The 9,037-nt window shown below is 71.2% G+C and carries 12 protein-coding genes; 5 read left to right on the top strand and 7 right to left on the bottom strand.

The window, feature by feature from the left end; all coding sequences use genetic code 11:
• Positions 1 to 773 (bottom strand): MerR family transcriptional regulator (locus VFV89_RS15715; RefSeq protein ID WP_329706898.1); only part of this gene is annotated, 773 nt, incomplete at its 3' end.
• 109 nt (positions 774 to 882) lie between these two features.
• Here VFV89_RS15715 and VFV89_RS15710 point away from each other — a divergent pair.
• Genes VFV89_RS15710 through VFV89_RS15700 form a run of 3 tightly spaced genes read left to right on the top strand, consistent with a single transcriptional unit; the run spans position 883 to position 3,172 of the window.
• Positions 883 to 1,119: a DUF378 domain-containing protein gene (locus VFV89_RS15710; RefSeq protein WP_329706897.1), complete on the top strand. Its 237-nt coding sequence runs from the start codon at positions 883 to 885 to the stop codon at positions 1,117 to 1,119.
• Between the two features lie 34 nt (positions 1,120 to 1,153).
• Positions 1,154 to 1,807, top strand: a complete 654-nt coding sequence (locus VFV89_RS15705) for a fasciclin domain-containing protein (RefSeq protein WP_329706896.1) — start codon at positions 1,154 to 1,156, stop codon at positions 1,805 to 1,807.
• A gap of 21 nt (positions 1,808 to 1,828) precedes the next feature.
• A complete protein-coding gene (locus VFV89_RS15700; RefSeq protein WP_329706895.1) occupies positions 1,829 to 3,172 on the top strand; it encodes a carboxylate-amine ligase in 1,344 nt (447 codons plus the stop codon).
• 40 nt (positions 3,173 to 3,212) lie between these two features.
• On the opposite strand, the gene VFV89_RS15695 is transcribed toward VFV89_RS15700, so the two are convergent.
• Complete coding sequence (locus VFV89_RS15695; RefSeq protein WP_329706894.1) at positions 3,213 to 3,503, bottom strand: MerR family transcriptional regulator; 291 nt, start codon at positions 3,501 to 3,503, stop codon at positions 3,213 to 3,215.
• 130 nt (positions 3,504 to 3,633) lie between these two features.
• On the opposite strand from VFV89_RS15695, the gene VFV89_RS15690 reads away from it, so the two are divergent.
• A complete protein-coding gene (locus VFV89_RS15690) occupies positions 3,634 to 4,077 on the top strand; it encodes an HSP20 family small heat-shock protein (RefSeq protein WP_329706893.1) in 444 nt (147 codons plus the stop codon).
• Positions 4,078 to 5,206: 1,129 nt separating this feature from the next.
• Here the strand turns inward: VFV89_RS15690 and VFV89_RS15685 are convergent.
• Positions 5,207 to 6,217 (bottom strand): DMT family transporter, encoded by a 1,011-nt coding sequence (locus VFV89_RS15685; protein WP_329706892.1) that lies wholly within the window; start codon positions 6,215 to 6,217, stop codon positions 5,207 to 5,209.
• A gap of 78 nt (positions 6,218 to 6,295) precedes the next feature.
• Here VFV89_RS15685 and VFV89_RS15680 point away from each other — a divergent pair, with 78 nt between their 5' ends.
• Positions 6,296 to 6,889 carry a CGNR zinc finger domain-containing protein gene (locus tag VFV89_RS15680; protein ID WP_329706891.1) on the top strand — a complete coding sequence of 198 codons (594 nt, stop codon included), beginning with the start codon at positions 6,296 to 6,298 and terminating at the stop codon, positions 6,887 to 6,889.
• Here VFV89_RS15680 and VFV89_RS15675 read toward each other — a convergent pair.
• The 4 genes from VFV89_RS15675 to VFV89_RS15660 form a co-directional block, all read right to left on the bottom strand.
• A complete protein-coding gene (locus tag VFV89_RS15675) occupies positions 6,838 to 7,443 on the bottom strand; it encodes a GNAT family N-acetyltransferase (RefSeq protein ID WP_329706890.1) in 606 nt (201 codons plus the stop codon). The genes VFV89_RS15680 and VFV89_RS15675 overlap by 52 nt on opposite strands.
• A 44-nt stretch (positions 7,444 to 7,487) precedes the next feature.
• Positions 7,488 to 7,706 (bottom strand): hypothetical protein, encoded by a 219-nt coding sequence (locus VFV89_RS15670; RefSeq protein WP_329706889.1) that lies wholly within the window; start codon positions 7,704 to 7,706, stop codon positions 7,488 to 7,490.
• 51 nt (positions 7,707 to 7,757) lie between these two features.
• A complete protein-coding gene (locus VFV89_RS15665; RefSeq protein ID WP_329706888.1) occupies positions 7,758 to 8,435 on the bottom strand; it encodes a 3-oxoacid CoA-transferase subunit B in 678 nt (225 codons plus the stop codon).
• On the bottom strand, positions 8,432 to 9,037 hold a 606-nt coding region (locus tag VFV89_RS15660; RefSeq protein ID WP_329706887.1), incomplete at its 5' end, for a 3-oxoacid CoA-transferase subunit A. The genes VFV89_RS15660 and VFV89_RS15665, both read right to left, overlap by 4 nt.

Below are 9,037 nucleotides of genomic sequence, written 5' to 3'. Positions count from 1 at the left end.
GCCAGCACCGCGACCCTGCTCGTCTCGGCGAGGCGGCCGATCGCACCGGCGTTCGCCTCGAAGAGCGCGGCGTCGTAGGTCGACAGCACGACCACCGAGGGCCGCAACGACGCGACGGTGGACTCGAGGCTGTCGATCGGTGTGTCTGCTCCGAGGAAGGTGACCTGCCACCCGCGGCGCACCATCAGGAGGCTGAGCATGACCAGGCCGAGGTCGTGGGCCTCCCCCGGCAGGCAGGCGACGACGGCGGTCGACGACCCGCCCGCGCCCCAGTCCTGCACGAGGCCGAGGAGCCGGGCGCGGATCAGGTTCGAGGCGAAGTGCTCCTGGGCCACCGTGGCCTCCCCCGACGCCCAGCGGCCGCCGAGGTCGTGCAGGTAGGGGATCAGCACCTCCGAGAGCGCGAACTCCACCGAGACTGCGCTGAGCAGGCGATCGAGCGCGCCGTGCGCCGCCGCCGTGTCGAACGCGTCGAGCGCCTCGCGCAGGTGGTCGGCCAGGTCCGTGACCAACGGACGGTCTCCGTCCTGCCCGGCCCCGCCGTCCTCATCCTCCGTCGCCGCCAGCCGTGCCGCCTCCGCGGCCGAGAGGCCATCCGCGATCAGCGCGGTGGTACGGCGTACGCGCGCCTCGTCGCCGCTGGAGTAGAGCCGGAACCCGCCCGAGGAGCGGCTCGGCCGCAGCAGCTGGTAGCGCTGCTCCCAGGCGCGTAGGAGCTCGGGCGTGACGCCCGTACGACGAGACAGCTCACCGATACGCATCAGCGACTCCACGAGCGATCACTCTACATACATTCGACAGACCTTGCACAGTCTCTTGACAAACCTTCGACAAACTGGCAGACTCCCTTCCACAAACCTTGGACACCAAAGGAGAACAGAGATGAAGAAGCTCGACATCGCGGCCGGAATCCTCGCCATCGTGGGCGCACTGAACTGGGGGCTGGTCGCCCTCGCCGAGTTCGACCTCGTGGCCGCCATCTTCGGCCTCGACTTCGGCGAGACCAACGCCGTCACCCGCATCGTCTACGCCCTGGTCGGCCTGTCCGGCCTCTGGCTGGCCGTGCGGGTCCCTGCTCTCACCGGTCGCGCGGCGCCGCGCGAGCACGTCAACGCGTGACGGCCGGAACCCGAAAGACACAAGGAGATCACCGATGAAGCGTCATCTCGCCGCCCGCGTGGCGGCACTGACCGCAGCAACCCTCGTCGCCACCGGTGTCGGGCTGACGGCTCCGGCCGGCGCGGCCACGACCGCCGACCGCTCCGGCAACCGGAGCCTGGCCAAGGTGCTGGCCAAGGACGGCACCAGGCTCGACCACAACTGGCAGGACTTCGACATCCTGGAGCAGGCCGTGCTCGCGGTCCTCGCCGCCAAGCCCCACAGCCCCGTCGCGCTGCTGACGGACGGGTCGGTGCGGCTCACGGTCTTCGCGCCGACCGACCAGGCGTTCCGCGACCTCGTCGGTGACCTGACCGGCAAGCGTCCGGGGAGCGAGAAGAAGACCGTCAAGGCCCTGCTCTCGGTGGCCGATGTCAACACCATCGAGACCGTCCTGCTCTACCACGTCGTCCCGGGTGCGACCCTGCCATCGCCCAAGGTGGTCAAGGCGGCGAAGTCGCGCACCAAGCTGACGACCGCCCAGGGTGGCAAGGTCAAGGTCGTCGACCGCAAGGGGAACATCACGCTCGTCGACAAGGACCGCGACCTCGCAGACGCGACCGTGATCCTGAACGGCATCGACATCAACCGTGGCAACAGGCAGATCGCCCACGCCATCGACCACGTGCTCCTGCCGCTGGACCTCTGAGGGTCGAGCGGACTCGCCATCGTGGAGAAGGGCCCCGGCTGCCGTGCAGCCGGGGCCCTTCCTCGCGCGTGGGCGGTCCTTGCCTCGAGCGGCGACGGCGTGCCGGATGGATGGGGCCTCGTCCGGGGTACCCGCTCACCGAGGGAGCAGAGAAGTCTTCGGACCACTTGGGGACCATTCGTGACTCGATCGACGACACACGTGAGCTCGGACGCCGCGACGGCAGCGCCTCGGTCTGCCTCGAGCGCGGTCGCGGAGGGGCGCACGCGCGCGGTTCCGGACTGGAAGCCAGGTGCCGCTTTCACGTTGGGCGCGGAGGACGAGCTTCTGCTCACCGACGGGGACGGCCGTCTTCTCGGGCAGAGGGCACTCCCCGCGATGACGCGACTGCGTCGTCTCCTTCCCGGCGAGCACACCGTCGATGGGGAGATCTTCGTCGACGAGGTCGAGCTGAGGACGCCAGCGTGCCGCGACGCGGAGGCGCTCAGGGATGCGCTGGGAACCCTGCGCAGATCAGCAGCGCTCGCCGAGGTCGGTCTGATGGCGGTCGGTGTCCATCCGGAGGCGGAGCTGGGCACCGCGCGCATCGCAGCGTCGCCGCGCTACGACCGGCTGGGAGAGGAGTTCGCCGGCCTCCTCCGTACGCCGACCGCGGCGTTCCAGGTCCATGTCGGGCTGCCCGACATCGAGACCGCCATGGTCGTCTACCGGGCGTTGCGCAACCGGCTCTCGATCTTCCGCGCGCTCGCAGCGGGATCGCCGTACTGGCACGGCCGGGACTCGGGCCTCGCCTGCGTCCGCTCTGCCATCCTGCGTTCCTACCCACGCACGACCATGCCCCCGGTCCTGCGCAGCTGGGAGCACTACGTCGACACGATCGGACGCCAGATGTCGGCAGCAGACGTCCCTGACTACACCTACGTGTGCTGGGAGCTCCGCCCCCAGCCGCGGTTGGGCACCCTCGAGGTGCGTGTCATGGACGCGCAGCCATCGCTCGAGCGCGCCGCGGGGCTCGCCGCGCTGTTGCAGGGCCTGGCCCGGCACGCGGTTGAGGTACCAGACCGCGACGACCTTCCCGACGAAGTGGTGCTGGCCAACGACTTCGCCGTCTGCCGGCACGGGCTGGACGCGCGGGTCCTCGACCTCGACGGGTCGCGACGACCCCTGCGAGAGCTGGCTGCTCGCGCGCTCGAGGACGCGCGAAGGTGGCTCGCGCCCGACGGTCTCGAACCTCCCCTCGAGGCCGCGCTGGCCATCCTGGTCGAGCCGCCGGAGTACGTGCGCCAACGAGACATCATCGGACGGCACGGTATGCCCGGCCTGCTGGCCGACCTCGCCGCGCGCACGATGGACGTGGACGGCTGAGACGAGGCCGGCCGACGACCCCCACCGCGGTCATGCGCGGTCAGCTGCTCTCGTCCATCCCCAGCCTGGCGTTCTCGGTGCGGAGCCGCTCAACCTCCGTCTCGAGCTCGATGACCCGGGCGATGCCGGCCAGGTTGAGCCCCTGGGCCAAGAGCTCACCGATGCGCACCAGCCGCGCCACGTCGCCCTCGCTGTAGAGGCGCGTGCCGCCGGGAGTCCGGGCCGGGTCGACGAGGCCGCGGCGCTCGTAGACCCGGAGGTTCTGGATCTCCATCGACGCCATCCGGGCAGCCACCGAGATCGCGAACACCCCTTCGTCGCTCGCCGACACTCTGGCTCCTTCCTGACCCTGACCTCGGGACTTGACATTACCTTGATTTGTGAATACAAGAAATGTATATCAGTTGATACAGGCCCATGAACCAGACCCATGGCCCCGGAACAGAACAAGGAGGACACCAATGTTGCTGCGTACAGCTGATCCGTTCCGTGAGTTCGACCGCCTTACCCAGCAGCTGCTCGGCACCACGAGCCGTCCTGCGGTGATGCCGATGGACGCCTGGCGGGAGGGCGACCGGTTCGTGATCGAGTTCGACCTGCCGGGCGTGGCCAAGGAGTCGATCGACCTCGACGTCGAGCGGAACGTGCTCACCGTCCGCGCCGAACGGGTCGCCCGCAACGGTGACTGGGAGATGCTGGCCAGCGAGCGCGCTCGTGGGGCGTTCAGCCGGCAGCTCGTGCTCGGCGACAACCTCGACCTCGACCGCATCGAGGCGTCCTACGACGCCGGCGTGCTGCGGCTGGTCGTGCCCGTCGCCGAGAAGGCGATGCCGCGCCGGATCCAGATCAGCACCGGGCAGGAGACCGTGCAGGGAAGCACCGAGAAGCAGGCCATCGAAGCCTGATCCTGGTGCGCTCGGACCCTGACACGGGCGGCGAGCCGCGGGCAGCGGCACAGCTGGTGCGCGGCTCGCGGCTCGCCGCCCCGAGCGGTTCGAGCCGCCGTACGACGTGGCCGCGTGGCGGTCGGTGGACTGACCAGCAGGCAGACCGGCTGCGTGATGCCGTGCGCGGAGCGGACGCGGTCGTGCACCTGGCCTGGGGTTCCAGCCGAGCCCGAGCCTCGTCGGTCAGCGCCGCAGGCGCCGGACTATGCGCGTCCAGGCGCTCCCGAGCACCGGGACCGTATTGCGCTGCTCCTCGTTCGCCGACATGCCGGCGAACGTCCGCGGTGACATGCGCACCTCGCCCGAGGACACCGGCTCACCGTCCCCCGACGTGATCTCCCACCGGAGCTCCCCGTCACCGCCCCCGGTGGAGCTCGAACTTATCTGCCATTAGGCTGCAAACCCCCCGGGCCGCATCCTCCACCCCGTGTGCCGCCGAAGCAACCACCGCCCAGTGAATTACTGGGTTCAGGTGGCAATGACCTGGTCGGGTTTCGGCGCGCCCCTCGATGTCACATTCCGGCCCGCTGCGTCGTCTCTTCGATGAGCGCCGCTGATCAACGCGACGCTCCCACCCCCCGCCTCGGCGGGTGCGCCTCGGCGCGCCCGCCGACCGGCCTGCGTCATGAGGAGAGACGCCATGAGGATGCTCCGTCCCACCAGGCCCCGTGGAGACACGCCGTCCGCCCTGGCCACCTGGGCGGACGTCTTCGACCTGTGGGGCCGAGCGACCCGGCGCACCTGGCTGACGACCTACCAGCTCGGCTACCTGCAGCCGCGCGTGAGCGTGTGGCGCCGGCGCCGCCCTCCGCTGCCGCTCCTTCAACTGCTGGTCCGCGCCGACGAGCTCGTCGACTTCGCCGACCCTGCGACCGGCGTCTCGGGGGTCCGGTCGGAGCCACCGCCGGAGCGGGTGCTCACGCTCTGGGCCGACGATCTGGTGACCGTCCACCACGGCACGGACTGGATCTACGTCCTCGACCCCGGGAGACCGTTCACCCGGTCCTGGCTGGACCTCGTGGTGCCCCGTGACCGCACCGAGCCCCCGCCGTTCGCGGTGGTCACCGCGTCGACGGGGCCGACACCGTCAGGCGAGTTCCGCGTGCGCGACCTCGACGCCACGACCCGCGTCACCAGGGTGCGCGTGGCCGACCGCAGGAGGGACGGGGTCACCGGACTGCCGGAGGACGTCCGGACCGGCCGGGCCCGGCACGCCTCCCGTCCCACCGGCACCTGACGCAGCGGGCTCCTCGACCTCCCGCTGCCGCCGGCCGACCGCCAGGTAGAGCGCCACCGCCACCACGCCGAGCCCGACCACGGCCAGCGGACCCACTGGGGTTCCGAGCATCGGCCAGGCCGCGAACGCCGTCACCGCTGGCACGACGAACAGGTGGCTGCTCGCGTACGTCGGGCCGTGCCGCCGCACCAGCGCGAAGAGCAGCAGCGGTGCCCCGACGCCGGCGACCACGGCCAGCCAGGCGAACGACACCAGCGAGTCGACGTCCAGCGGGATCGCGACGTTGCCCGCCGCCGGCGCCCAGACGGCGAGCACCACGGCTCCGGCCGCGATCTCGGTGGCGGCGATCGCGGCGGGCCCGGCGTCGGTGCGGACCCGTCCGTGCAGCGTCGTACCGACGGCCAGCGCGGCCAGCCCCGACAGTGCCCACACCAGCGAAGCGACACTCGGCGGCCGTCCGACCTTGTCGGCCAGCGTGACGGCGACACCGACCGCACCCAGGAGGATGCCAACCCACTGCACCGGGCGCAGCCGCTCCCAGCCGGCGCCTGCGCCGATCGCCGCGACGACGAGCGGTGAGGAGCAGGCGATGAGGGCGGTCGTGCCGGCGGGCAGGCCGTCGGCGAGTGCGGTGTAGAGCGCGCCGAACTGGATCGCGAACAGCGGGACGCCCACCCCGAGCAGGCGGACGGCGTCTCGGGAGCTCGGCCACTGCTCACGACGCAGGAGCGCGGCCGCGCCGAGGATCGCGGCCGCGATGAAGAAGCGCCACATGGTGACCGCCAGCGGTGCCATGGTGCGGGCCGCGATGGCTCCGACGACGTACCCGCTGCTCCACACCGTCACGAACGAGACGCTCATCACCTGGCTACGTAATGCCTTCACACATTACACCGTTTCAGGTCGCTTGTAACGTGTCAAAGCATTACAGTGAGTGACATGTCACCCTTCCGGTCGGGCAACGGCGCCGCGTGGCTCGACCTGCTCTCGACGCTCGAGGGCCGCTACCGCGCGCAGCAGTTCAACACCATCGGCACCACCGGACAGCTGCGTGCCTGGTTGCGCGCGAACGACCTGGAGCCGCGCGCTGCGGTCACTGTCGCCGACGTGGAGCGGGTCGCCGAGGCGCGCGAGTGCCTGCACCGCCTGGCGGTGGCGCGGATCGAGGACTGCACGCCCGCGGCGGCCGACGTGCGCCTGCTGAACCGGCTGCTGGACGGGGACCAGGGGCTGCGGGTGACTGGGCCCGACCTACGCCCTCGCCGGCCGGTCAACGTCGACGACGCCCTGGCCCGGCTGGCCCGGCAGGCGGTGGTGGACCTCTCCGGCCACGGCGCGGGGACGCTCCGGGCATGCGGCGACGACACCTGCTCGAGCATCTTCCTCGACACCACCGGCCGGCGCCGCTGGTGCACCGACCTGAGCTGCGGCAACCGGGCCCGGGTGCGCGCCCACCGTCGCCGGGAGAGCGGGCCAGCCGCTCAGGCCCCGGGCAGCCGCGGCACGTCGAGCTCCCCCTTGCGGAGGCGGTAGACCAGCAGCCGCAGGTCGTAGTACTTCTCGGTCTCGCCGACCCACTCCATCCCGATGGAGCGAGCGGTGCGGGCTCCACGCTCGTTCCGAGGGCGTACGACGGCGAACAGCTCCTGCGCGCCGGACTCGAACGCGTGGTGAGCCACGGCGTGGCCCGCCTCGGCGGCGTACCCCTGTCCCCACACGGCCGGGTCGAGCTGCCACCCGATCTCCAGGTCGGTGCGCTCGGGCGGGAGCGGCAGCAGCGCGACCGCGCCGAGCAGCCGGCCGTCGTCGGCCGAGGTGATCGCCCACCGGCCGGCGGGCGGCGCGGGTGGTGTCGCGAGCCACCCCGTGATGACCTCTGCCATCTCCTCGAGCGTCGCGATGCGCGACATCGCCGGACTGAGCCAGCGGGTGACCGCTTCGTCGCCGAAGACGGGGAGGGCGGCGGGGGCGTCGTCGACACCCCACGGCCTCAGGACGAGACGTGGGGTGCGGATGGTGCCGTCCCCGGTGGCTGCGACGTGGCCGGTCATGGTGATCACCGTCAACGACCCCCCGGGACTGGTCATTCCCAAGCCCTCTAGACCCGACTACCGGAGCCGGGAGGCTCGCACTAGGGTTCGAGACCTTGGGGGGTAGGTGCGCCGCCCCATGCGGCTCTGGGCCGCTGGGGCGGCGTTCGGCCCCAGGCCAGGAGGTTGAGCTGCTCCTCGAGGACGAGGATCTCCGAGCGGATCCGCCGATGCTCACGCCGGGCGTCGAGGAACATCGCGGTCGGCACGATGACGGCCGGCACGAGGGCCAGCAGCGCGATCGCCACATTCTCCTCCACTCCTCGAGTCTCGCGGCGCTCGCGGCGTGGCGCCGGGGTGTTGACAGGTTGTTACCGGTCTGAGGACTTCCCGGCAAATGACGTCAGCGGCACCGCGAGCCGCTCGGCGAGCTCGTCGTAGGTCGTCCCGAAGGTCTCCCGCACCATCACGCCGGCTCCGGGGTCACCACGGTCGATCTCGAAGACCGCGTGCTCGGTGTAGACCCGGTCCACGCAGCCGACGCCGGTCAGCGGGTAGGTGCACTCGGGGACCAGCTTCGGCGTGCCGTCCTTGGCGAACAGGCCCATCATCACGAACACCTGCCGCGCCCCGATGGCCAGGTCCATCGCCCCGCCCACCGCGGGGATCGCGTCGGGCGCGCCGGTGTGCCAGTTGGCCAGGTCCCCGGCTGCAGAGACCTGGAAGGCGCCGAGAACGCACACGTCGAGGTGGCCGCCGCGCATCATCGCGAAGGAGTCGGCGTGGTGGAAGTACGCCGCCCCGGGCAGCTCGGTCACCGGCTCCTTGCCGGCGTTGGTCAGGTCGAGGTCCTCCTCGCCCGGCCTGGCCGCCGGGCCCATGTTGAGCATCCCGTTCTCGGTGTGCAGCACCACCCCCGAGCCCCCACCGATGTCACTGCCGAGGAAGTCCGCGACCGTGGTGGGCAAGCCGATCCCGAGGTTGACGAACGAGCCGGGCTCGATGTCGCGGGCCACCAGCGCCGCCATCTCCTGCTTCGACAGGGTCATACCTTCACCACCCGGTCGACGTAGATCGACGGGGTCACCACGGCCTCGGGGTCGAGCTCCCCGATCTCCACGACCTCCGCGACCTCGACCACCACCGTCGTGGCCGCGGTGGCCATCACCGGCCCGAAGTTCCGAGCCGTCTTGCGGTAGACGAGGTTGCCCATCCGGTCGGCCTTGTGCGCCCTGACCAGGGCCACGTCGCCGTGGATCGGGTACTCCAGCACGTAGGTGCGGCCGTCGATCTCGCGCGTCTCCTTCCCCTCCGCCAGCGGAGTGCCGACCGCGGTCGGGCAGAAGAACGCACCGATCCCGGCGCCCGCCGCCCGCATCCGCTCCGCGAGGTTGCCCTGCGGCACCAGCTCCAGCTCGATCCTCCCCTCGCGGTAGAGCCCGTCGAACACCCACGAGTCCTTCTGCCGCGGGAACGAGCAGATCACCTTCCGCACCCGCCCCTTGGCCAGCAGCTCGGCCAGCCCGGTGTCGGCGTTGCCGGCGTTGTTGTTGACCACGGTCAGGTCGGACGCGCCCTGCCGGATCAGCGCGTCGATGAGCTCGTACGGCATCCCGGCCGGCCCGAAGCCGCCGACCAGCACGGTCGACCC

This window comes from Nocardioides sp. (assembly GCF_036274455.1).
In the GTDB taxonomy this organism is placed as follows: domain Bacteria; phylum Actinomycetota; class Actinomycetes; order Propionibacteriales; family Nocardioidaceae; genus Nocardioides.
This window is presented reverse-complemented; position numbering and strand designations above follow the sequence as displayed.